Source organism: Streptomyces sp. NPDC002566 (genome assembly GCF_042889585.1).
Classification (GTDB): Bacteria; Actinomycetota; Actinomycetes; order Streptomycetales; family Streptomycetaceae; genus Streptomyces.
Map to the genome: position 1 here is coordinate 85,285 of NZ_JBIARD010000013.1, position 22,546 is coordinate 107,830.

The following is a 22,546-nucleotide window of genomic DNA, read 5'->3' on the forward strand; positions in this document are numbered from 1 at the left end:
GATCAACGCCGCGTCACATTCGGCAACCACCTGAAACCGCAACGGCACCTGGAGTAACGTCGGCGATTTAAACCCTCAGCACCCACTCGAACACACGCAGTAACGAGGAGTAGGCAAACGAAAAGCCTCACCACAACGGATGAGGCAACCGCACGAATCAACTGACAGCAGAACAACTGACCAAGGGGCGCGGGGAACTGCGCGACAAGCCACAGTCCTCCCGCACCCGCCGACGCACCATCACCCCACAGACGAGTAGGCCACAACCCCCCGCAGCAACTGATCAACGGCCCTACGGGCAGCCCGCGCCACCGTGGAGCCCTCCCGCGAAGGAGCCGCCGCCGCGATCTGGCCCAGCACATCGATCACCTGCTTGCACCACCGCACGAAGTCCCCCGCCGGCATCTCCGCCTCCCGGAGCACCTCGTCGAGCCCCTTCCCCGAGGCCCACATGTACGCCGCCCAGGCGAAGCCGAGGTCGGGCTCGCGCTGGCCGACGCCCTCGGTCTGGGAGATGCGGAACTCCTCCTCCAGGGCGTCCAGCCGGCCCCAGATCCGCACCGTCTCGCCGAGCGCGGCCTTCGCCTTGCCGGAGGGCAGCTTGGGCGCCATCGCGTCGTCGCCCACCCGCGCCTCGTACACCAACGCCGAGACGCACGCGGCGAGTTCCTCGGGGGCGAGCCCCTCCCAGACCCCGGCGCGCAGGCATTCGCTGGCCAGCAGGTCCAGTTCGCCGTAGAGCCGGGCGAGCCGCTTGCCGTGCTCGGTGACCTCGTCACCGCGCAGATAGTCCAGCTCGGTCAGCAACGCGACGATCCGGTCGAAGGTGCGGGCGATGGTGTTGGTCCGCCCCTCGATACGGCGCTCCAACTGCGAGGTGTCGCGCAGCAGTCGGTGGTAGCGCTCGGCCCAGCGGGCGTGGTCCTCCCGGTCGGAGCAGCCGTGGCAGGGGTGGGCGCGCAGCGCGGTGCGCAGCCGGGCGATCTCGCGGTCGTCGGCGGCCTGGGAGCGCTTCTTGCGGGCCCGCTCCGGTGTGATGTGCCCGGCCTTGCTGCGCAGCGCGGAGGCGAGGTCCCGGCGGGACTGCGGCGAACGCGGGTTGAACGTCTTGGGGATCCGCATCCGGTCCAGCGCCTCGACCGGCACCGGGAAGTCCATCGACGCCAGCCGCTTGACCTGCCGTTCGGCGGTGAGCACCAGCGGGCGCGGCCCGTCGTGGTGGTCGAAGCCGCGGTGACCGTTGGACCGGCCGGCGGGCAGGCCCGGGTCCAGCACCAGGGCCAGGCCCGCGTACTTCCCCGTGGGCACGTGGATCACGTCGCCCGGCTTGAGCTTCTCCAGCGCCACCGCCGCTTCGGCGCGCCGCTGGGCGGCGCCCTGCTTGGCCAACTCGGTCTCGCGGTCCTTGAGTTCACGGCGCAGGCGCGCGTACTCGTCGAAGTCGCCGAGGTGGCAGGTCATGGACGCCTTGTAGCCTTCCAGGCCCTCCTCGTTGCGCTGCACCTGCCGGGAGATGCCGACGACCGACCGGTCCGCCTGGAACTGTGCGAACGACGTCTCCAGCAGCTCCCGCGAGCGGTGCCGCCCGAACTGCTCGACCAGGTTCACCGCCATGTTGTACGACGGCTTGAAGCTGGAGCGCAGCGGATAGGTGCGGGTGCCGGCGAGTCCGGCGAGGTGGTCGGGGCTGGAGCCGCGCTGCCACAGCACGACGGCGTGTCCCTCGACGTCGATGCCCCGCCGGCCCGCGCGGCCGGTCAGCTGGGTGTACTCGCCGGGGGTGATGTCGGCGTGCTGTTCGCCGTTCCACTTGACGAGCTTCTCCAGCACCACCGAGCGGGCGGGCATGTTGATGCCCAGGGCGAGCGTCTCGGTCGCGAAGACGGCCTTCACGAGGCCTCGCACGAACAGCTCCTCGACGACCTCCTTGAACGTCGGCAGCATGCCCGCGTGGTGAGCCGCTATGCCGCGCTCCAGTCCCTCCAGCCACTCGTAGTAGCCGAGGACGTGCAGGTCCTCGCGGGGGATGGCGGCGGTGCGCTCCTCGACGAGGGCGCGCACCCGGGCCCGGGCCTCGTCGTCGTTGAGGCGCAGTCCGGCGTACAGGCACTGCTGGACGGCGGCCTCGCAGGCGGCGCGGCTGAAGATGAACGTGATGGCGGGCAGCAGCCCCTCGGCGTCGAGCCGTTCGATCACCTCGGGCCGGCCCGGCGTCCACACCCGCGAGCGCTGCCGGCGGTCGCGCTCCCGGTCGGCCTCGCGCATCCGGCCGCGCCGGCGGTCCTGGTAGGAGGGCCTGCTCGCCTCCATGCGGGCCAGCCGCGTGAGGTCGGGGTTGACGGCCTTCTTGTGGCCCTCGCCCTCCTCGAACAGGTCGTACATGCGCCGCCCGGCCAGCACGTGCTGGAACAGCGGCACCGGCCGGTGCTCGGAGACGATCACCTCGGTGTCGCCGCGGACGGTGTCCAGCCAGTCGCCGAACTCCTCGGCGTTGGACACGGTCGCGGAGAGCGAGACCAGGGTGACCGACTCGGGCAGGTGGATGATCACTTCCTCCCACACCGCGCCCCGGAAGCGGTCGGAGAGGTAGTGCACCTCGTCCATCACCACGTATCCGAGCCCGAGGAGGGTCTGCGAGCCGGCGTACAGCATGTTCCGCAGCACCTCGGTGGTCATCACGACCACGGGGGCGTCGGAGTTGACGCTGTTGTCGCCGGTGAGCAGGCCGACCTTGTCGGCGCCGTACCGTCGGCACAGGTCGGAGTACTTCTGGTTCGACAGCGCCTTGATGGGTGTCGTGTAGAAGCACTTCTTGCCCTGCTGGAGGGCGAGGTGGACGGCGAACTCGCCGACGATCGTCTTGCCCGAGCCGGTGGGGGCGGCCACCAGGACGCCCTTGCCCGCCTCGAGCGCCTGGCACGCCTCGACCTGGAAGGGGTCGAGACCGAAGTCGTACATCTCGCGGAAGGACGCGAGCGCGGTGGCCTGCTCGGCCGCGCGCCTGCGCGCAGCCGCGTACCGCTCGGCCGGGGAGAGGTCCTCTGTCATCGTGCTTTCGAGCGTACCCGGCGTCACTGACAACAGGACGATCATTATCCGGATCCGCCCTCGACAAACATATGATCCGTGCAGGTCAGGTGAGGGTGGGCGGGCACGGCGAAGGGCCGGACGGAATCCGTCCGGCCCTTTCACCGCGTCGGTGGTGCGTCAGGTGACGTCGTCGTAGCCGTTGACCCGTTCCCGGGAGGTCTGCTCGGGGAGCGCGCGGGCGGCCGGCACCTGTTCGATCTCGCCGATGTCCTCGGGGGTGAGGTCCAGCTCGGACGCCTCGTCGTCGGCGGGGCCCTCGGCTTCCCGCAGCCGCCTGCGCCGGTCGTTGAGCAGGGCGAAGCCGGTGGCGAGGAAGTACAGCGCGATGATCGGCGCGGCGAGCGAGAGCATCGAGACCGGGTCGACCGTCGGCGTGGCGAAGGCGGCGAAGACGGTGACGCCCATGATCATGCCCCGCCACCAGCCCAGCATCCGGCGGCCGCCGATCATCCCCGTCATGTTGAGCATGACCAGCAGCAGGGGCAGCTCGAAGGAGAGCCCGAAGACGATCACCATGCGGGTCACGAGGTCGAGCAGTTCGTCCAGCGGCAGAAGGTTGACCGCCGACGACGGCGTGAACTCCAGCAGCACGGTCGCCGCGGCGGGCAGCACGTGGTACGAGAACCAGGCGCCCGCGAGGAACAGGGGGACGCCGCTGGCCACGAAGCCGTAGGCGTACTTCCGCTCGTGCTTGTGCAGGCCGGGCGCGACGAACGCCCAGAGCTGGTAGAGCCACACCGGGCTGGCGATGACCACGCCGGCGGTCAGCGACACCTTGATCATCAGCGTGAACGGGCCCATGAGGCCCGACATCGTGATGTTGCCGCAGACCCCGTCGCCCTGCTTGGCCAGCTCGGAGAACGGCGTCTGGCAGCCCACCGACCTCTGGATGGGCTCGGTGAGGAAGTCGATGATGTCCTGGTAGTAGACGGCGGCCGCGACGGCCGCGATCACGATCGCCAGGACCGACTTCCCGAGCCGGTTGCGCAGCTCACGAAGGTGCTCCACGAGGGGCATCCGCCCCTCGGGGTCCTTCTGCTGCTTGCGGGCAGACTTGAGCAACCCACGTCCTCATCTCGTGCGGCGAGCCGGTGGCGTCCGGCCCGGCGTCAGCGCTTGGTGGTGTCCGTCGGCTCGTTGACCGGACGCGAGCTGGTCACGTCGCCGGGGGCGGCCTGGATGGTGCGCTGCGAAGCCTGGTCGCCGGGGTTGGGCGGGCCCGCCGGAGTCGCCGTGCTGCTGCCGTCTTCCTTCATCGCCTTGGCCTCGCTCTTGAGGATGCGCGCGGACTTGCCGAGCGAGCGGGCCATGTCCGGAAGCTTCTTCGCGCCGAACAGCAGGATGATGACGACGAGGATGAGAATGATCTCGGGGGCGCCGAGCCTTCCGAACATAAGTCTTTACCTTCTCACCGAGGCGGCTGGGTGGGGGTGCTGTGTCCGACCGATCGGACATGTGTCCGAACGATCGGGTCGTCAGCGATCGTAACGCTCAGGGGTAAACGTGAGGCAATCCCCGTGCGTACTCCCGGTCGCGGTCCTGGCCTCGTTTTCGGGACCACGACCAGCAGCGTACCTGCCTCAACCGCCGCGCCGGGAGGCCGAACCGGCCCAAAACGCGTCCCGGGCGGGACTCACAGGAACGGTCCGCCCCGCTCACAGGGAGTCCGCGGCGCGGGCCGCACTCAGCGACGCCCGCTCGAGCTCCTCCGCCGCCCTGCTGATACGGCGGGCGGAGTCCTCCACCTGCCGTCCCAGACACTGCGCCTCCAGGAACACCCGCACCGCGAACACCGCCAGTACGACCAGACCCAGGAACCCCATGGCTACCGCGAACATCGGCCAAAACATGCCGTTGAGCCTAGACCGTCCTACGCCGTGTGGAGCCGCAGGGTCCGTACGCCGCCGCCGGTGAGCAGCTCGACGATCCGCTCCCCCGCGGGCTTGCGCACGGCCGCGCCGCAGTCGGGGCAGGTGAAGGAGTAGAACGTGGTGCGGCTGGACGCCCCGAGCACCAGGCGCAGCGCACCCGCCGCGAGCTCGAAGCGGCCCCGGCAGTCGGGGCACCCGGCCCGGAACACGACGGGGTCGGCGCTGCGCATCCCCGCGAAGGCAGCGGCCACGGAGACCCCTCGGCCCCCGAGCTCACTCAAGACCCAGCCCCCCGGCGCCGCCGGTCGCGAGGCCCGCTCCCCGTGCTCCGCCGGCCCCGGCACCGCCCGGGCCGACGACGGCCACCGCCCCGAGGACCGCCTCACCGGCCGGACCGGCGCCCGGTCCGCCCGCCGGTTCACCGGCCGGAGCGTCGCTCTGCTCGGGGGTCCGCGCGGTGGCGGTCACGCCGTCGCCGGGCGACGGGCGGCGGGCCGTCCCGGCGGACGCCCGCGGTGAGTCCTGCGCCTCGGTCCCCTCGTACGCTGCGAGGGCCTCTCGGGCGGCGCTGCGGGCGCTGTCGGCGAGGGCCTCCGGGGAGACGATCCGGCCGTCGCGGCCGAGGCGGAGGGCCAGGCGGCGCAGCGACGCCGGGTCCGGCGTGCGCAGCGTGATGCGCAGGCCGCCGTCGGGGAGTTCCTCGGCGCTGTCGTGGGGGTAGTACTCGGCGACCCACCGGCCGCCGGGGCCGGTCTCGACGACGACCTCCGGGTCCTCGGCGGCCGGCTGCACCAGTGCCTCCGACAGGTCCCGCAGTTCGATCTCGGGCGGCGCGGACGGCTCGTCGAGGATGCGGATCTCGGCCACCCGGTCCAGCCGGAAGGTGCGGCGCGCCTCCGAGCGGCGGCACCACGCCTCCACGTACGTGTGCCCGACGCTGACCAGGCGGATCGGGTCGATCTCCCGTTCGGTGAGCTCGTCGCGGGCGGGCGAGTAGTACCGGATCCACAGCCGGCGCCGCTCGGAGATCGCCCGGTCGACGTCGGCGAAGACGCCGCCCTCGGACTCGAACGTCACCGACAGCCGGGAGCTGGCGCCGGCCGCCTCGCCGGCCGCGGTCTCCACCTTCGCGGTGGCCCGCAGCAGCGCCTGGCGGTCGCCCTCGCGCAGCCCGGGCAGCGTCGCCACGGCCCGCGCGGCCACCAGCAGCGCGGTCGCCTCGTCGGCGGCCAGCCGGAGCGGCTCGGCGGCCTCCGCGCCGAGCGCGGCGGGGTTGTGCCACCAGATGCGCTCGCCGTCAGTGTCGATGTCCAGGAGGTCACCGCCCCTGAAACTGGTGCCGCACATGGGCAGCACGTCGAGGTCGCAGACCAGTTCGTCCTCGGTGATGCCGAAGGCGCGCGCGACGTCCTCGATGCGCGCGCCGGGGCGCTCGCGCAGATACGTCACCAGCGAGAGCATCCGCCGGGTCTGGTCGATGGCGTTCGCGGGCCTGACCGGTTTGCCTGCCACAGTTCTTTCCGCTCCCCCTCAGCCCATGGCCACGGCACGCAGCCGGTCCACCACGTCGGCCCGCAGCTCCGCGGGCTCCAGGACCACCACGTCCGGTCCGAACTCCACCAGCCACGCGTCCAGTCCGTGCCCGTACGGAATCTCCAACTCGTCCCAGCCGTCACCGAGTTCCCGAACCGCCGTGGCCTTCGCCCGCAAGGGGTACCCGGCGCCCTTGCGCAACCGGATCCGCGCGCTGCGGTCGGCGCTCTCCCCCGCCCAGCTCGCGACGGTCTCGCGGACGGTGACGACGTCGGGGACGGGGGCGGTGAAGCGGCCGCCGCGGGAGCGGACCTTGCCGGTGATCCGCGACAGCCGGAAGACCCGCTCGGCGCCCCGGTCGCGGTCGAAGCCCGCCAGGTACCAGTGGCCGCGCCAGCACTCCAGCGCCCACGGCTCGACGTGCCGGGGCTCGGGGCGGGCGGCGGTGGCCTTGCGGTAGTCGAAGACGACCGGGCGGCGGTCGCGGCAGGCCAGCATCAGCGGCTCGAACGCGGCCTCGTGCACGGGGATGCGCGGCTCCAGCGCGCCGTGCGCCTCGTAGGGGTCGACGTCCTCGGGAAGTCCGGCGGCGCGCAGCTTCTGCAGGGCGCCGCTGGCGGCGCCGGCGAGCCGTGCCTGCTGCCACACCTTGGCGGCCAGCCCCAACGCGGCGGCCTCCTCGGCGTCCAGGGTGATCGGCGGGAGGCTGTTGCTGTCCCGGCGGGCGAGGTAGCCCACCTCCCCGTCCAGGCTCTCCACCGTCTCGATGACGAGGCCCAGCTCGCGCAGGTCGTCCTTGTCGCGCTCGAACATCCGGTTGAAGGAGTCGTCGCTCCCCGCTTCCAGGTAGGCCTCGACGGACTCACGCAGCTCGCGCTTGCTGAGCGGCCGCCGTGTCCCCAGCAGGCACAGCGCCAGGTTCATCAGCCGCTCGGCCTTGGCAATGGCCATCGACGCCCTTCGCCTTCCTTATGGTGCTTCTGACGGATGACCGTACCGCTCCGCGGTGCCCCGGCAAAAGCCGAGAGCCCATGCCCGGACAGGCATGGGCTCCAGATGATCACGATCGGTCACGCAGTGATCGACCGGGACGTCGTGCGCGGCTCAGACCCCGAGCAGGTCCACCACGAAGATCAGCGTCTCGCCGGGCTGGATCGCCGGGGTCGGGCTCTGGTTGCCGTAGGCGAGGTGGGCCGGGATGGTCAGCTGACGACGGCCGCCGACCTTCATGCCCTGCACGCCCTGGTCCCAGCCCTTGATGACACGGCCGCCGCCGAGCGGGAACCGGAACGGCGTACCGCGGTTCCAGCTGGCGTCGAACTCCTCACCGGTGCTGAAGGCGACACCGACGTAGTGCACGGTGACGGTCTGGCCGGCCTTCGCCACCTCGCCGTCGCCCTCCCAGATGTCCTTGATCTCGAGGTCCGCCGGGGGCTCGCCGCCCGGGAAGTCGATCTCGGGCTTGTCGATGCTCACGTCTAACGCTCCTGCTGTTTCGCGGAAAGGCAACGCCCCAGTCTTACATCACGACGGCGTCACATCTTCGCGAGGATGTCCACCGTGAACACCATCGTGGAGTCCTTCTTGATGCCGCTGCCCGCCGGCGGGTTGTCGCCGTAACCCAGCGACGGCGGGATCACGATGACGACCCGGCTGCCCACCTTCTTCCCGGTCAGCCCCTGCGACCAGCCCTTGACCACGTTCTGCAGCGGGAACGACGTCAGCTCGCCCCGCCCGTACGTCGAGTCGAACGTCTTGCCCGTCTCCCACAACACGCCCTGGTACTGGACCAACAGGGTGTTCTCCGCCTTGACCACCTCACCGTCGCCCTCGATGACGTAGTTCGACACGAGCCCCTTCGGCGGGCCGGACTTCGGGATCTTCACCGAGGGCGCCTTGCCGTCGGTGTTCGTGCCGATGACGGGCAGCGCCGCGTCCGTCTGCGGGACCTCCTTGCCCTCGGCGGAGCTCTTGGCGTTGAACGTGGCCTCCAGATCCACCACGAACACCAGCGTGTCGGTGCCCTTGATGCCGGCCTGCGCATTGCCCTCCGTGCCGTAACCCCAGGTCGGCGGGACGGAGAACTCCACGCGGCTGCCCGTCTTCTTCCCCGACAGCGCGTACCGCCAGCCGTCGATGATGCTGCCCTGCGCCAGCTGGATCAGCAGCGGCGTCTTACGGTCGTAGGAGTTGTCGAACACCTTCGCGGTGGACCAGATCTGCCCCAGGTAGTTCGCCTGGACCCAGTCGTTCTCCGCGACCGCGCGGCCGCCGCCCGCGATGACCGTCCTGACCGCGAGCTGGTCGGACGGCTCACCGGAGCCCTTGGCGACCGTCGGCTTCTCACCGAACTTCACGCCCGCCGTGATGGCCGGCAACGGCCCGTCGACGATCTTCGGCGACGGCGCCGCCGAAGGCGCAGAGGCGGAAGGCGACGCGCTGCCGTCCGCCGCGCTCGACGAGTCGGACTTCTCGTCGCCGCATCCGGCGAGCGAGACCAGTCCTGCGGGGACGGCGGCGAGAATGAGTGAGCGTCGGCGCACGGTGAGGGCCTCGTAATCGGTCGATCTTGCTGATGGCGTGCGCGCTACCTTACTGACACCCGCCCGCCGATCCGAGGCTCACGCGACACGGCAAGGGCGCCGCACGCATCACGCACGACGCCCCGCACACGCTCCGCCCCAGGCCACGGGGGCGCAACGCCTCCGCTCACATTCCCGCGATCAACTTCTCCACCCGGTCGTCCACCGAACGGAACGGGTCCTTGCACAACACCGTCCGCTGCGCCTGGTCGTTGAGCTTCAGATGCACCCAGTCGACCGTGAAGTCACGGCGCTGCTCCTGCGCCCGCCGGATGAAGTCGCCGCGCAACCGCGCCCGAGTCGTCTGCGGCGGCACCGACTTGCCCTCGAAGATCTTCAAGTCGTTGCAGATCCGGGCCGCCTGACCCTTCTTCTCCAGCAGGTAGTACAACCCACGACGACGGTGGATGTCGTGGTAGGCGAGGTCTATCTGCGCCACCCTCGGATGCGACATCGTCATGTTGTGCTTGGCCCGGTACCGCTCGATGAGCTTGTACTTCATCACCCAGTCGATCTCGGTGCCGATCCGGTCCAGATCCTCCGACTCGATCGAGTCCAGCGTGCGGCCCCACAGCTCCAGCACCTGCTCCACGGTGCCCGTGCGGATGCCGCGGCGCTCGCAGAAGTCCACCGCCTTCTCGTAGTACTCCCGCTGCACCTCCAGCGCGGAGGCCTCACGGCCGCTCGCCAGCCGCACCTTGCGCCGGCCCGTGATGTCGTGACTGACCTCGCGGATCGCCCGGATCGGGTTCTCCAGCGTCAGATCACGCATCACCGTGCCCGCCTCGATCATGCGCAGCACCAGATCGGTCGCGCCGACCTTCAGAAGCATGGTCGTCTCGGACATGTTCGAGTCGCCCACGATCACATGCAGTCGCCGATAGCGCTCGGCGTCCGCGTGCGGCTCATCGCGGGTGTTGATGATCGGCCGGGAACGCGTCGTCGCCGACGACACGCCCTCCCAGATGTGCTCGGCACGCTGGCTCACGCAGTACACCGCCCCGCGGGGCGTCTGCAGCACCTTCCCCGCGCCGCACAGCAGCTGCCGGGTCACCAGGAACGGAATCAGGATGTCCGCGAGCCGGGAGAACTCCCCGTGCCGCGCCACCAGATAGTTCTCGTGGCAACCATAAGAGTTGCCCGCCGAGTCCGTGTTGTTCTTGAAGAGGTAGACGTCGCCCGCGATTCCTTCCTCGTGCAGGCGTCGCTCCGCGTCCACCAGGAGTCCTTCGAGAATGCGCTCGCCGGCCTTGTCGTGAGTGACCAACTCGGTCACGTTGTCACATTCCGGCGTCGCGTATTCCGGATGCGATCCCACGTCAAGATAGAGGCGGGCGCCGTTCCGCAGAAAGACATTGCTGCTACGGCCCCATGACACGACACGGCGGAAGAGGTACCGCGCCACCTCGTCAGGCGACAGGCGGCGCTGTCCCCTGAACGTGCACGTGACGCCGTACTCGTTCTCCAGCCCGAAAATGCGGCGGTCCATGACTGAACATTACGCCCGATCACCAGAACTGAAACGGGGTTCGACAGCACGGTTCGGATCATTTTCCGATGAAGCCGCAACGACCTCGCCCCCCAACGGACGCGCCAGCACCCGCCCCCCCGGCCAGCAGAACCGCCGACGCCACCGCACCCGCGGCCCCCGGCACGGCGAACCCCCACACCGCACCACCCCGCTCCACGACCGGCCCGGCCACACCCGTCCCGACCGACATCCCCACCGTGAACATCGTCACCAGCCACGAGAAAGCCTCCGTCACCGTCCCTCGCGGAGCGTGACGATCCACGATCACAAAAGCACAAGCCAACGCCGGCGCCAGAAACACCCCCGCCACCGCCGTCAACGCCACCATCGCCACCGCACCCGGCACCAGCAGCAACGGCAGATAACACACCGCCAGCAACCCCACCAGCACCCGCAACCGCCGCTCCGGCACACCCGGCCACTCCCGCGCCCCGTACGCAAGACCGCCCACCAGCGCCCCCAGACCCACCGCCGCCATCAGCCAGCCGTACACCACATCACCACCGTGCTCGTCCGCATACGGCACCGCGGCCACCGTGATCGAACCCAGCGCCACCCCCACGAACAGAAAAGCCCCCAACAGCACCAGCAGCCCCGGCGACCGCAGAGCACCCAGCCAGTGCGCCTCACGCGGCGCCGACCGCCACGCCCGCGAAGGCGCCGACACCACCACCGACAGCGCCCCCAGCACCCCGAACGCATTGATGACCACCAGCGCCACCGCCGGCGACCACAGCGACACGCACACCGTCACCAGCAGCGGCCCCACCGTGAACATCACCTCCTGCGCCACCGCGTCCAACGCGTACGCCGTGTGCACCTGGTCCTCCCGGCGCAGCACCGACGGCCACAACGCCCGCAGCCCGCCCTCCAGAGGCGGCGTGAACAGCCCCGCCGCCGCCACGGCCGCATACGCGAGCGGCAGCACCCCCGTGCCCGACAGGGCGAACCCCGCCATCGCCAGCGCCGACGCCAGCGCGGCCGGCAACTGCACCCTCGGCTGCCCGTACAGATCCACCAGCCGCCCCAGCAGCGGCTGACCGACCGCGTTGGCCACGCCGTACACCGCGGCCAGCGCGCCCGCCAGGCTGTACGCACCCCCCTCGCCCCGCACGAACAACACGATCGCGATCGCCGCCGTCGCATTGGGCAACCGCCCCACGAGCGTGCCCGCGAGCAGCCGGGCCGCATGCCTCGCCCTGAGGATCTCGCCGTATCCCGCCGCCATCGAACCGCCTTAGTTGTACGTATAACGTCGTCCGTCATACGTACCATGTGCGCTGTTCACCAGTCCAGACGAAAGAGCAGGCCCACGGTGGCACGAGGCAGCACCCGCCCCACAAGCCGCGACGTCGCCCAAGCCGCGCAAGTCTCCCAAGCCACCGTCTCCCTCGTCCTCGGCGACAAATGGCAGGGCCGCGTCTCCACCACCACAGCCGAACGCGTACGCCAAGCCGCCCGCGACCTCGGCTACCGCCCCAACCTCGCCGCCCGCCACCTACGCCTCGGCCGCACCCGCACCGTCCTCCTCGTCGTCCCCGCCCTCACCACCGAATTCTTCGCCGGCGTCTACACCGGCGCCGCCCGCATCGCCGCCGAACACGGCTTCGGCGTCGTCCTCTACCCCTCCCCCGAAGGCGTCGGCCCCGCCCGCGACCCCTTCGCCTCCGCCCAAGCCGCCCTCGACGGCGTCATCGCCTCCTCCATGGCCGCCGACGCCCTCACCGCCATCAGCGGCGACCAACTCCCCCTCGTCATGCTCGACAGCGACCCCGCCGCCCACCCCGCCGCGGCCACCGTCAACCTCGACATCGCCGACGGCATCCACCAGATCACCGACCACCTCCTCCACCTCGGCCACCGCCACTACCTCCACCTCGCCGCCGACATCCCCTCCTGGACCTTCCACCTCCGCGCCCGCGAACTCGCCACCCGCCTCGCCGCGGCACCCGGAACCACCCTGCGCACAGCCCCCGCCCCCATCTCCATCGACGGCGCCCTCACCGCCACCCTCACCGCCCTCCACCACCCCCACAACCGCCCCACCGCCGTCATCTGCGACGACGACAAACTCGCCGCCGGCGCCTACAAAGCCGCCCGCCGCCTCGGCCTGCGCATCCCCGACGACCTCTCCGTCACCGGCATCGACGACCTCGCCCTCGCCGGCGCCCTCGACCCCGAACTCACCACCGTCCACCTCGACGCCGAACTCTTCGGCGAACGCGGCATGCACGCCCTCCTCGCCGTCCTGGACGGCCGCACACCGGACGCACAGGACATCCCCGTCCACCTCATCACCCGAGGCTCCACAGCGCCCCCACACACCCCCTGAAGGCCCCAGAACCACCCCCGAACGCCCTGCGCCCCGGACGGCAGACCGACCGGGGCACAGAACAGGGCAACATCAAGCAGGACCGACGCCTACGAATCGTCCTCCGACTCCTCGGCGCTCTCCGCCTCCGACACCGCACCACTCGACTCCAGCAGACGCGCCAGCTGACGCCCCACGATCCGCTTGAACTTCCGCTGCTGCGGCCGCGTACGATCCAGCACCGCCACCTCAAGACGCTCCGCCGGAATCTCCCGCTGCGTACCGTTGGTGTCCCGCGACAACGCCTGCACCGCCAGCTTCAACGCCTCGGCAAGACTCATGCCGTCCTGATGACGCTGATCCAGGTAACCGCTGATCTGCTCCGCGTTACCGCCCACCGCGACCGAACCGTGTTCGTCCACGATCGAACCGTCATGCGGCAACCGGTAGATCTGATCCCCGTCCGGAGTCTCCCCGACCTCCGCCACGACCAACTCCACCTCGTACGGCTTCTCACCCGCCGAAGAGAAGATCGTGCCCAACGTCTGCGCGTACACGTTCGCCAGACCACGCGCCGTCACATCGTCACGGTCATAGGTGTAACCCCGCAGATCCGCGTACCGCACACCACCGATCCGCAGATTCTCGTACTCGTTGTACTTACCGGCCGCGGCGAAACCGATCCGGTCATAGATCTCGCTGAACTTGTGCAGCGCACGGGACGGGTTCTCGCCGACGAACACGATCCCGTCGGCATACTGCAGCACGACCAGGCTGCGACCACGGGCAATACCCTTCCGCGCGTACTCCGCACGGTCGGCCATCGCCTGCTGAGGTGAGACATAGAACGGCGTCGACACCGGTTATCCGTCCCTTTCTGTGAAAGTCACTCGATCACCTGAACCAGCGGAACCGGCCCACTACAGCAGCGCCGCCCGCGGACCGTCCGGCTGCTCCAGACGCCGAGCCAGCACCGACCGGGCGATCTGAGACGACTCCTCCTCCGTCAGCCGGCGGAAACCGTCCTCCGTGATCACCGTGACGATCGGGAAGATCCGGCGGGCCACATCCGGACCACCCGTCGCCGAATCGTCGTCAGCCGCGTCGTACAGCGCCTGCACCACCAGCGTCGTCGCCTGCTCCTCGGTCAGGTCCTCACGGAACAGCTTCTTCATCGCACCACGCGCGAAGATCGAACCCGAACCGGTCGCCGCGTAGTTCTGCTCCTCCGAACGCCCGCCCGTGACGTCGTAGGAGAAGATCCGCCCCTTGCCCCGGTCCACGTCGAACCCGGCGAACAACGGCACCACGGCCAGCCCCTGCATCGCCATGCCCAGGTTCGACCTGATCATCGTCGACAGCCGGTTCGCCTTGCCCTCCAGCGACAGCTGAGCGCCCTCGACCTTCTCGAAGTGCTCCAGCTCCAGCTGGAACAGCTTCACCATCTCCACCGCCAGACCGGCCGTGCCGGCGATGCCCACCGCGGAGTACTCGTCCGCCGGGAACACCTTCTCGATGTCCCGCTGCGCGATGACGTTGCCCATCGTCGCCCGGCGGTCGCCGGCGAGCACGACACCGCCCGGGAACGTCACGGACACGATCGTCGTCCCGTGCGGCGCCTCGATGACACCCTGCGTCGGCGGCAGCTGCCGCTTGCCCGGCAGCAGCTCCGGCTGGTGCTCGGAGAGAAAGTCCATGAAGGACGAGGACCCAGGCGTCAGGAAGGCAGCTGGTAGACGCCCGGTGCTACGAGTGTTGGCTTCCACGCGATTCCTTCCACGTAAGCGGCAGCCCGCCTTATGGCATCGGGCCGATCCTTGAACTGCCCCAGTGCTGCATTGCAGCTGAAGCACAGTACGCCACGGACCCTACCCGTCTGATGGCAGTGATCCACATGCTCCGCAGGAGCAGCGAGGCATATACAACAGACGCCGCGCTGCTCCGCGATCAGCGCCTCCAAGTCAGCCGGCGTGAGGCCGTACTTGCGCTTGAAGTAGCTGATCCGGTTCCTCTCCGCCCGGCATGCTCGGCAGTAGCTGGCCCAGCCATCCGACGAGGACTTGTTGCGCTCCCAGGCGGAGTGGGGCTTGACCTCCTCGCACTGAGGGCACCGCTTGAAGCCCTCCGGAACGGAGACCTTCTGCCGGACCTTCTTGCCCTTGGCCTCCTGGCGCTGCCGGTAGTACGCGGCAGCGCACTCCCGGCAGTACGCCTGGAGACCGTCGGGCATGGACTTGTTGCTTGCGAACGCCACTTGCGGCAGGTGCTGCTTACACCGAGAGCAGCGTCTCGTCCGCGAATCTTTGTCCACTTGGAAGCTTCCCCGGTCTCACCTTCACATCGAAGGTGAGATCACTCCCCACCCTTCTGAACGAAGGACCTCACGAAATCCTCGGCGTTCTCTTCGAGTACATCGTCAATTTCGTCAAGAACCGAGTCGACATCGTCGCTCAGCTTCTCCTGGCGCTCCTTGAGGTCGTCCGAGGCCTGCGTCTCCGCGGCCTGCTCTTCGACCTCCTCCGTGGAGCGCGTCGCCTTCTGCTGGCCGCCGCCGGTGTCCTTGGTCGCCATTACCCTCACCCCGCTCAGTTCGCCCGACATGGGTCGACAGGTCGGCTTTCCTGCCGATCGGTGATGATCAGACCCTACAAGCCGGGTCCGACATCGGCCCCGCAGTTCCTGGAACGTACGGGCGCCACCTCGATGATTCCCGGACGGCGGGGCTCTCACCCCGCTCGCCCGGGTCCGGCCGAGTACCCGGTCAGCCGCCCGACAAGACCCTGACCAGGTCTTCCGCGGTCCGGCAGCGGTCCAGGAGTTCCTTGACGTGATTTCGCGTTCCGCGAAGAGGTTCGAGGGTTGGGACCCGCTGGAGCGAGTCCCGACCCGGAAGGTCGAAGATGACCGAGTCCCAGGACGCCGCGGCGACGTCGTCGGCGTACTGCTCCAGGCAGCGGCCGCGGAAGTAGGCGCGGGTGTCCTCCGGGGGCTTGGCCTTGGCCCGCTCGACCTCGGCCTCGTCCAGCAGCCGCTTGATGCGGCCGCGGGCGGCGAGCCGGTTGTACAGGCCCTTGTCGGCCCGTACGTCGGCGTACTGGAGGTCGACGAGGTGCAGGCGGGCGGCGTCCCAGTCGAGGTCGTCGCGGCGCCGGTAGCCCTCCATGAGTTCGCGTTTGGCGACCCAGTCGAGTTCGCCGGCGAGGCTCATGGGGTCGTTCTCCAGGCGGGTGAGGGTGTCCTCCCAGCGCGCCAGGACGTCCTTGGTCTGGGCGTCGGCGTCCGCGCCGTACCGTTCCTCGATGTATTTCCGCGACAGCTCGTAGTACTCCATCTGGAGCTGGACGGCGGTGAGCGTGCGTCCGCTGCGCAGGGTGACGAGGCGCTGGAGCGTCGGGTCGTGGGAGACCTGGTGGAGGGTGCGGACGGGCTGGTCGACGGCGAGGTCGACGGCGATGAAGCCGTCCTCGATCATGGACAGGACGAGGGCCGTCGTGCCGAGTTTGAGGTAGGTGGAGATCTCCGAGAGGTTGGCGTCGCCGATGATCACATGGAGGCGGCGGTACTTCTCGGCGTCGGCGTGCGGTTCGTCGCGGGTGTTGATGATGGGGCGTTTCAGCGTCGTCTCCAGGCCGACCTCGACTTCGAAGTAGTCGGCGCGCTGGCTGAGCTGGAAGCCGTGCTCGTGGCCGTCCTGGCCGATGCCGACGCGGCCGGCTCCGGCGAAGACCTGGCGGGAGACGAAGAAGGGCGTGAGGTGGCGCACGATGTCGGAGAAGGCGGTTTCCCGCTTCATCAGGTAGTTCTCGTGCGTGCCGTAGGAGGCGCCTTTGTTGTCGGTGTTGTTCTTGTAGAGGTGGATGGGCTGGGCGCCGGGGAGTGCGGCGGCGCGTTCGGCTGCTTCGGCCATGATGCGTTCGCCGGCCTTGTCCCAGAGGACGGCGTCGCGGGGGTTGGTGACTTCGGGGGCGCTGTATTCGGGGTGTGCGTGGTCGACGTAGAGGCGGGCGCCGTTGGTGAGGATGACGTTGGCGAGGCCGATGTCCTCGTCGGTGAGCTGGCTGGCGTCGGCGGCCTCGCGGGCGAGGTCGAATCCTCGGGCGTCGCGCAGGGGGTTCTCTTCCTCGAAGTCCCAGCGGGCCCGGCGGGCCCGGTGCATCGCGGCCGCGTAGGCGTTGACGATCTGGGATGAGGTGAGCATGGCATTGGCGTTGGGGTGGCCGGGGACGGAGATCCCGTACTCCGTCTCGATGCCCATTACTCGCCGTACGGTCATGCGGCCCTCCTTGCCCGGCGGCGCCCTCGGTCGTGGGCGCCACTCCAGTACCGCGGGTGCTCCGGTGCGTGTGCGGTGCCCGTCCCCGCACTGCGCCCGGCGGTACGGAAGAGCCTAGAACGGCTCTGCGCTGGCGGGGAGATCATTTGCGTCATTGGCTGCTCCAGCCGTGGCCCGAAAAGCAGTCGGCTGCGGGTACCCCCGTGGAGGGCACCCGCAGCCGCCCTGGTTTTACAGGTACTGTCCGGTGTTGGCCACCGTGTCGATGGAGCGCCCGGTGTCGGAGCCTTGCTTTCCGGTGATGAGGGTGCGGATGTAGACGATCCGTTCGCCCTTCTTTCCGGAGATGCGGGCCCAGTCGTCGGGGTTGGTGGTGTTGGGGAGGTCTTCGTTCTCCTTGAACTCGTCCACGCAGGCCTGGAGGAGGTGGGAGACGCGGAGGCCCTTCTGGTTCTTTTCGAGGAAGTCCTTGATGGCCATTTTCTTGGCGCGGCCGACGATGTTCTCGATCATGGCGCCGGAGTTGAAGTCCTTGAAGTAGAGGACTTCCTTGTCTCCGTTGGCGTAGGTGACTTCCAGGAAGCGGTTTTCCTCGGATTCGGCGTACATGTGTTCCACTGCCGTCTGGATCATGCTGTCGACGGTGGTGGCCTTGCTGCCGCCGTGCTCGCCGAGGTCGTCGGAGTGCAGGGGGAGGCGTTCGGTGAGGTACTTGCCGAAGATGTCCTTGGCGGCCTCGGCGTCCGGGCGCTCGATCTTGATCTTGACGTCGAGCCGGCCGGGGCGCAGGATCGCCGGGTCGATCATGTCCTCGCGGTTGGAGGCGCCGATGACGACGACGTTCTGCAGGCCTTCGACGCCGTCGATCTCGGCGAGGAGCTGCGGGACGATGGTGTTCTCGACGTCGGAGCTGACTCCGGAGCCGCGGGTGCGGAAGAGGGATTCCATCTCGTCGAAGAAGACGATGACGGGGGTGCCCTCGCTGGCCTTCTCGCGGGCTCGCTGGAAGACGAGGCGGATCTGGCGTTCGGTTTCGCCGACGTATTTGTTGAGGAGCTCGGGTCCCTTGATGTTGAGGAAGAAGCTCTTGCCGGCGGCCTGGCCGGTGACTTCGGCGACCTTTTTGGCCAGCGAGTTGGCGACGGCCTTGGCGATGAGCGTCTTGCCGCATCCGGGGGGTCCGTAGAGCAGGACGCCCTTGGGGGGCCGCAGTTCGTGCTCCTTGAACAGGTCGGGGTAGAGGTAGGGCAGCTCGACCGCGTCGCGGATGGCTTCGATCTGGCCGCCGAGTCCGCCGATCTGTTCGTAGCCGATGTCGGGGACTTCTTCGAGGACGAGTTCTTCGACCTCGCTCTTGGGGACGATTTCGTAGACGTAGCCGGAGCGGGGTTCGAGCAGCAGGGCGTCGCCGGGGCGGATGGTGACGTCCAGCAGCGGCTCGGCGAGCCGTACCACCCGTTCCTCGTCGGTGTGCCCGAGCACCAGGGCGCGTTCGCCGTCCTCGAGGATCTCCTTGAGGGTGACGATGTCCCCGACGCGCTCGAACTCCATGGCTTCGACCACGTTGAGCGCTTCGTTGAGCATCAGTTCCTGGCCGCGTCGGAGCTCTTCGAGCTCGACGCCGGGGCTGACGTTCACGCGGAGTTTGCGGCCTCCGGTGAAGATGTCGGCGGTGCCGTCCTCGTTGGCCTGCAGGAAGACTCCGAAGCCGGCCGGCGGCTGGGCGAGCCGGTCGACTTCCTCTTTGAGGGCCACGATCTGGTCGCGGGCCTCGCGGAGTGTGTTGGCGAGTCTCTCGTTCTGAGCGGACACGCCGGCCAGGTTGGTCTGCAGCTCGACGATCCGCTCTTCGAGAATCCTCGTGTGCCGCGGAGAGTCGGCGAGCTTGCGTCGCAGGACGGCGATCTCCTGCTCAAGGTAGGCAATCTGCCCGGCCGGGTCGTCGGACCCTCGTCCCGGGCGGATGCCGCGGTTCATGTCGTCGTCGTGGGCTGCCACGGTCCTCACCTCCTCCAAGGGGAGCTGGACGCTTCCAGACCCTACCTGGGTGGGTGTCGATTGAAACCCCTAGATCACAAAGACTGTCGGGGTGTGTCCGATCTTCACCCTTGCGCTCTCCCTCACGCCAGGGGAATACCCACCGAACATGATTGGAAAGCCGCCAGAGGTAGGGTCGAAGTGTTCAACACCCGTCAGGGCTCGCATGGTTCCCGTGGGGCTCGGTTCTAAACGGCAGGAGATATGGGCGTGCAGCAGGATGCGGTGGTCGGCGGTGAGGCGCTGGAGGTCTGGATCGACCAGGATCTCTGTACCGGTGACGGCATCTGTGCGCAGTACGCGCCGGAGGTGTTCGAGCTGGACATCGACGGGCTGGCGTATGTGAAGGGTGCGGGTGAGGAGCTTTTGCAGGCTCCGGGGGCGTCGGCGCCGGTTCCGCTGCCGTTGCTGACGGATGTGGTGGATTCGGCGCGGGAGTGTCCGGGTGAGTGCATCCATGTGCGAAGGGTTTCGGACAGTGTCGAGGTGTACGGCCCTGACGCTGAGTGAGTGCGCGTGCGCGTGGGGTGACGCGGTGAGGCCTGCCTGAGGGGCGAGTTGTGGGTGCCGGCCGCTGCGCGGGGTGCGTGGGGGCGGTGGGCGGGTGTCAGACGGTGTGGGTGCCCGCGGGGGTGGAGCGGATGAACAGGTTGTCCTTCCAGCGCCACTTGGCGTCGGCTCTGACGTCGGGGCAGCAACTGGGCACGTCGGCTGAGGAGTAGCCGAGGTAGGTGGCGAGGACGGCGCCGTCCTGGACGGTGAGGGCGGTGACGGTCCTGCGTTCCTCGGGGTCGAGGAGGGTGGCGACGAGGCGGGGGTGGGGGGTGTCGGCGCCTTGGGTGAGGACGTAGAGGCCGTCGGGTGGGGTGCCCATGGCTGAGTCGCAGTGGACGGCTGCGACGGTTTCGGGCCTGCCGTCGCCGTCGAGGTCTCCGGTGGCTTTCTTGACGACGAGGGGTTTGACGGGGCCGCACCGGAGGGGGAAGTCGATTCCGGTGGTGGCGGGCGCCGCGACGGTGGCGGGGTGGGGGTCGGTGGTCTGGGCGGCGGTCGCCGGCCGGGGTTGGAGGACCGAGGAGAGGGCTATGACGGCGGCCAGGGCGGTGGCGGTCGCTAGCCAGTGGATCGGCCGGGTGTGGGTGTGTGCCAGTTCCGGGACGGCGGGTTGCTGCACGAGGTGCGTCTCCTGGGCTGTGCCGGGGGGTGGGGTGGCCAGCATCGTGCCACACGTCACAGTGCGGGGGAACGGCGGGGTGCGGGGCCGGGCCGGTGGGGCGCCGGGTGGGGCGGGGTGTCAACGCGGTGACGCCGTGGCCGGGTTCCTTGGTGTGGCGGGGAACTCGGTCACGGCGTCGTGGCGTTGAGGGGGCGTTGTGTCAGCGGCCGTTGCCCGCGTCGGCGTTGGGGCCGGCGTAGTCCTCGCCGTAGGCGCCCTTGGCGGGGCGGCGGCGGCGCATGGGGGGCTCGACGCCGTCGGCGAGGCGGCGGGCGGTGAGCAGGAAGCCGGTGTGGCCGATCATGCGGTGGTCGGGGCGGACGGCGAGGCCTTCGATGTGCCAGTTGCGGATCATCGACTCCCAGGCGGTCGGCTCGTTGAAGCAGCCGATCTCGCGGATGGACTCGACGGTCCGGGCGAGCTGGGTGGTGGTGGCGACGTAGCAGCACAGGATGCCGCCGGGGACGAGGGCCTTGGAGACGGCCTCGAGGCATTCCCAGGGGGCGAGCATGTCGAGGATGACGCGGTCGACGTCGGGGTCGGACAGGTTGTCCTGGAGGTCGCCGACGGTGAGCTGCCAGGCGGGGTGGGGGCCGCCGAAGTAGCGTTCGACGTTCTGCCGGGCGATGTCGGCGAAGTCCTCGCGGCGCTCGTAGCTGTGCAGCATGCCCTCGTCGCCGATGGCCCGCAGGAGGAAGCTGCTGAGGGAGCCGGAGCCGACGCCGGCTTCGACGACGCGGGCGCCGGGGAAGATGTCGGCGAAGGCGAGGATCTGCCCCGCGTCCTTGGGGTAGACGACGGCTGCCCCGCGGGGCATGGACAGGACGTAGTCGGGGAGCAGGGGGCGCAGCGCGAGGTAGGCGACGTTGCCGGTGGTGCGGACCACGCTGCCCTCGGGTGCGCCGATCAGTTCGTCGTGCGGGAAGGAACCCTTGTGGGTGTGGAAGTTCTTTCCGGCTTCGAGCGTGAACGTGTAGTGGCGGCCCTTGGGGTCGGTCAGCTGAACCTGGTCCCCGACCTTGAAGGGCCCGCGCCTGCGGGCGGCACCGGTCGGTTCGGACATGTGACCAGACTACCGGCGTTTGCGGGGGTCGCCGACCACGATGGTGGGGGGCGGGTGTTCGTCGGGGGGGGGTGGTGCGGCCGGGGGCGGGGTGGCTGGTCGAAATTGCTTGCGGGCATCGGCCGGTTCGGCTTTACCTGTTCCCTTGTGCCTCATAGCCTTGTGGATCAGGTCACATGGCGGGTGGGACATGGGCCGCGAGGGCGGGACGCGATGCGGGCCCGCGCTTGGGGTTTCCTTGTGGGTTCCGTTCGTTCCGCCGGTGTGGCCCGTTGTCGATCTCTCATCTGGGAATGGCGGTCATCGATGTCCGAGGCCAAGAACGGTAAGCCCGAGGCGAGCACGGAGGGCTCCGACTACACGAAGCGGCTCGCCCGGCTGGAAACCTCGGGGATCAAGCGGTTCCTGCCGACGCAGGCGCCGTACCGGTGGAACCTGAAGCGGCTTCGGCTGGGGCGGGTTCTCGACGTGGGCTGCGGTCTGGGGCGGAACCTGCTGAACTGCGGGCCGGACAGTGTGGGTGTGGACCACAACGAGCATTCGGTGGCGACGTGTCGTGAGCGTGGGCTGACGGCGTATGTGCCGGAGGAGCTGGCGAAGGCGCCGGACTGCGGCCCGGGGTCGTTCGACTCGCTGCTGTGCGCGCATGTCCTGGAGCACATGGACGAGGCGCTGGGCGCGGATGTGCTGGCGCAGTACCTGCCGCTGGTGAAGCCGGGGGGCCGGGTGGTGCTGATCACTCCGCAGGAGGCCGGTTACAAGACGGACGCGACGCATGTGCGTTTCGTGGGTTTCGAGGATTTGCGCCGGCATGCGGACAAGGCGGGGCTGACGGTGGCGCGGGCGTTCTCCTTCCCGTTCCCGCGCTCGGTGGGGAAGGTGTTCCCGTACAACGAGTTCGTCCTGGTGGGGACGAAGGCCGGCTGAGCTGGGCCGGGCGGGTTGGGGTGTGGGGGGCGGGAAAGCCCGCGGGGGGGTGGGGGTTGGGGGGGGCGGCCCTGTGAAAAGGGGCGGACCGGAGGCGGCTCCGGAAGGGTGG

The 22,546-nt window shown here is 69.3% G+C and carries 21 protein-coding genes and 1 pseudogene; 3 read left to right on the forward strand and 19 right to left on the reverse strand.

Features of this window, described 5'->3' with window-relative positions; all coding sequences use genetic code 11:
* Positions 1-240: 240 nt before the first annotated feature.
* The 11 genes and pseudogenes from ACFYXA_RS34330 to ACFYXA_RS34380 form a co-directional block, all read right to left on the reverse strand.
* Positions 241-3,093: a DEAD/DEAH box helicase gene (locus ACFYXA_RS34330; RefSeq protein WP_389040398.1), complete on the reverse strand. Its 2,853-nt coding sequence runs from the start codon at positions 3,091-3,093 to the stop codon at positions 241-243.
* Positions 3,094-3,207: 114 nt separating this feature from the next.
* Positions 3,208-4,152: a twin-arginine translocase subunit TatC gene (tatC, locus tag ACFYXA_RS34335; protein ID WP_352247815.1), complete on the reverse strand. Its 945-nt coding sequence runs from the start codon at positions 4,150-4,152 to the stop codon at positions 3,208-3,210.
* A gap of 47 nt (positions 4,153-4,199) precedes the next feature.
* Entirely contained in the window at positions 4,200-4,484 is a 285-nt protein-coding gene (tatA, locus tag ACFYXA_RS34340) for a Sec-independent protein translocase subunit TatA (protein ID WP_352247816.1), read from the reverse strand.
* A 261-nt stretch (positions 4,485-4,745) separates the two neighbouring features.
* Positions 4,746-4,940, reverse strand: a complete 195-nt coding sequence (locus ACFYXA_RS34345) for a hypothetical protein (RefSeq protein WP_351098308.1) — start codon at positions 4,938-4,940, stop codon at positions 4,746-4,748.
* A gap of 20 nt (positions 4,941-4,960) precedes the next feature.
* Positions 4,961-5,191, reverse strand: coding sequence for a hypothetical protein (locus ACFYXA_RS34350; RefSeq protein WP_242621008.1), 231 nt, complete (start codon positions 5,189-5,191; stop codon positions 4,961-4,963).
* A 43-nt stretch (positions 5,192-5,234) separates the two neighbouring features.
* On the reverse strand, positions 5,235-6,473 hold the full coding sequence (locus ACFYXA_RS34355; RefSeq protein ID WP_389040404.1) for a helix-turn-helix transcriptional regulator: 1,239 nt from the start codon (positions 6,471-6,473) through the stop codon (positions 5,235-5,237).
* An 18-nt stretch (positions 6,474-6,491) separates the two neighbouring features.
* A complete protein-coding gene (locus ACFYXA_RS34360; protein WP_130444237.1) occupies positions 6,492-7,445 on the reverse strand; it encodes a YafY family protein in 954 nt (317 codons plus the stop codon).
* Positions 7,446-7,598: 153 nt separating this feature from the next.
* Positions 7,599-7,970, reverse strand: a complete 372-nt coding sequence (locus tag ACFYXA_RS34365) for an FKBP-type peptidyl-prolyl cis-trans isomerase (RefSeq protein WP_024885170.1) — start codon at positions 7,968-7,970, stop codon at positions 7,599-7,601.
* A 59-nt stretch (positions 7,971-8,029) separates the two neighbouring features.
* Complete coding sequence (locus tag ACFYXA_RS34370; protein WP_389040409.1) at positions 8,030-9,037, reverse strand: FKBP-type peptidyl-prolyl cis-trans isomerase; 1,008 nt, start codon at positions 9,035-9,037, stop codon at positions 8,030-8,032.
* 166 nt (positions 9,038-9,203) lie between these two features.
* Positions 9,204-10,565: a Pup--protein ligase gene (gene pafA / locus ACFYXA_RS34375; RefSeq protein ID WP_030955459.1), complete on the reverse strand. Its 1,362-nt coding sequence runs from the start codon at positions 10,563-10,565 to the stop codon at positions 9,204-9,206.
* Between the two features lie 9 nt (positions 10,566-10,574).
* Positions 10,575-11,835: pseudogene (locus ACFYXA_RS34380) on the reverse strand (MFS transporter).
* 45 nt (positions 11,836-11,880) lie between these two features.
* Here ACFYXA_RS34380 and ACFYXA_RS34385 point away from each other — a divergent pair.
* Positions 11,881-12,939: a LacI family DNA-binding transcriptional regulator gene (locus tag ACFYXA_RS34385; protein ID WP_352247821.1), complete on the forward strand. Its 1,059-nt coding sequence runs from the start codon at positions 11,881-11,883 to the stop codon at positions 12,937-12,939.
* Positions 12,940-13,028: 89 nt separating this feature from the next.
* Here the strand turns inward: ACFYXA_RS34385 and prcA are convergent, their stop codons facing one another.
* The 6 genes from prcA to arc all read right to left on the reverse strand — a co-directional run bounded on the left by prcA (position 13,029) and on the right by arc (position 19,189).
* A complete protein-coding gene (prcA, locus tag ACFYXA_RS34390; RefSeq protein ID WP_130444229.1) occupies positions 13,029-13,778 on the reverse strand; it encodes a proteasome subunit alpha in 750 nt (249 codons plus the stop codon).
* A gap of 60 nt (positions 13,779-13,838) precedes the next feature.
* Positions 13,839-14,684 carry a proteasome subunit beta gene (gene prcB, locus ACFYXA_RS34395; protein ID WP_389040415.1) on the reverse strand — a complete coding sequence of 282 codons (846 nt, stop codon included), beginning with the start codon at positions 14,682-14,684 and terminating at the stop codon, positions 13,839-13,841.
* Entirely contained in the window at positions 14,636-15,148 is a 513-nt protein-coding gene (locus ACFYXA_RS34400) for an endonuclease VII domain-containing protein (RefSeq protein WP_352247824.1), read from the reverse strand. The genes prcB and ACFYXA_RS34400 overlap by 49 nt, the downstream gene beginning before the upstream one ends.
* A 122-nt stretch (positions 15,149-15,270) precedes the next feature.
* Positions 15,271-15,489 carry a ubiquitin-like protein Pup gene (locus ACFYXA_RS34405; protein WP_351098317.1) on the reverse strand — a complete coding sequence of 73 codons (219 nt, stop codon included), beginning with the start codon at positions 15,487-15,489 and terminating at the stop codon, positions 15,271-15,273.
* Between the two features lie 190 nt (positions 15,490-15,679).
* On the reverse strand, positions 15,680-17,191 hold the full coding sequence (gene dop / locus ACFYXA_RS34410) for a depupylase/deamidase Dop (RefSeq protein ID WP_351098318.1): 1,512 nt from the start codon (positions 17,189-17,191) through the stop codon (positions 15,680-15,682).
* A gap of 231 nt (positions 17,192-17,422) precedes the next feature.
* Complete coding sequence (arc, locus tag ACFYXA_RS34415; RefSeq protein WP_130444220.1) at positions 17,423-19,189, reverse strand: proteasome ATPase; 1,767 nt, start codon at positions 19,187-19,189, stop codon at positions 17,423-17,425.
* Positions 19,190-19,432: 243 nt separating this feature from the next.
* Between arc and ACFYXA_RS34420 the strand changes: the two genes are divergently transcribed.
* On the forward strand, positions 19,433-19,738 hold the full coding sequence (locus tag ACFYXA_RS34420) for a ferredoxin (protein WP_130444216.1): 306 nt from the start codon (positions 19,433-19,435) through the stop codon (positions 19,736-19,738).
* 97 nt (positions 19,739-19,835) lie between these two features.
* On the opposite strand, the gene ACFYXA_RS34425 is transcribed toward ACFYXA_RS34420, so the two are convergent.
* Together ACFYXA_RS34425 and ACFYXA_RS34430 are read right to left on the reverse strand one after the other, a co-directional pair.
* Positions 19,836-20,402: a hypothetical protein gene (locus ACFYXA_RS34425; protein WP_389040423.1), complete on the reverse strand. Its 567-nt coding sequence runs from the start codon at positions 20,400-20,402 to the stop codon at positions 19,836-19,838.
* Between the two features lie 202 nt (positions 20,403-20,604).
* A complete protein-coding gene (locus tag ACFYXA_RS34430) occupies positions 20,605-21,507 on the reverse strand; it encodes a tRNA (adenine-N1)-methyltransferase (protein ID WP_130444212.1) in 903 nt (300 codons plus the stop codon).
* Between the two features lie 306 nt (positions 21,508-21,813).
* Here ACFYXA_RS34430 and ACFYXA_RS34435 point away from each other — a divergent pair, with 306 nt between their 5' ends.
* Positions 21,814-22,434, forward strand: coding sequence for a class I SAM-dependent methyltransferase (locus ACFYXA_RS34435; protein ID WP_352247829.1), 621 nt, complete (start codon positions 21,814-21,816; stop codon positions 22,432-22,434).
* Positions 22,435-22,546 lie beyond the last annotated feature (112 nt).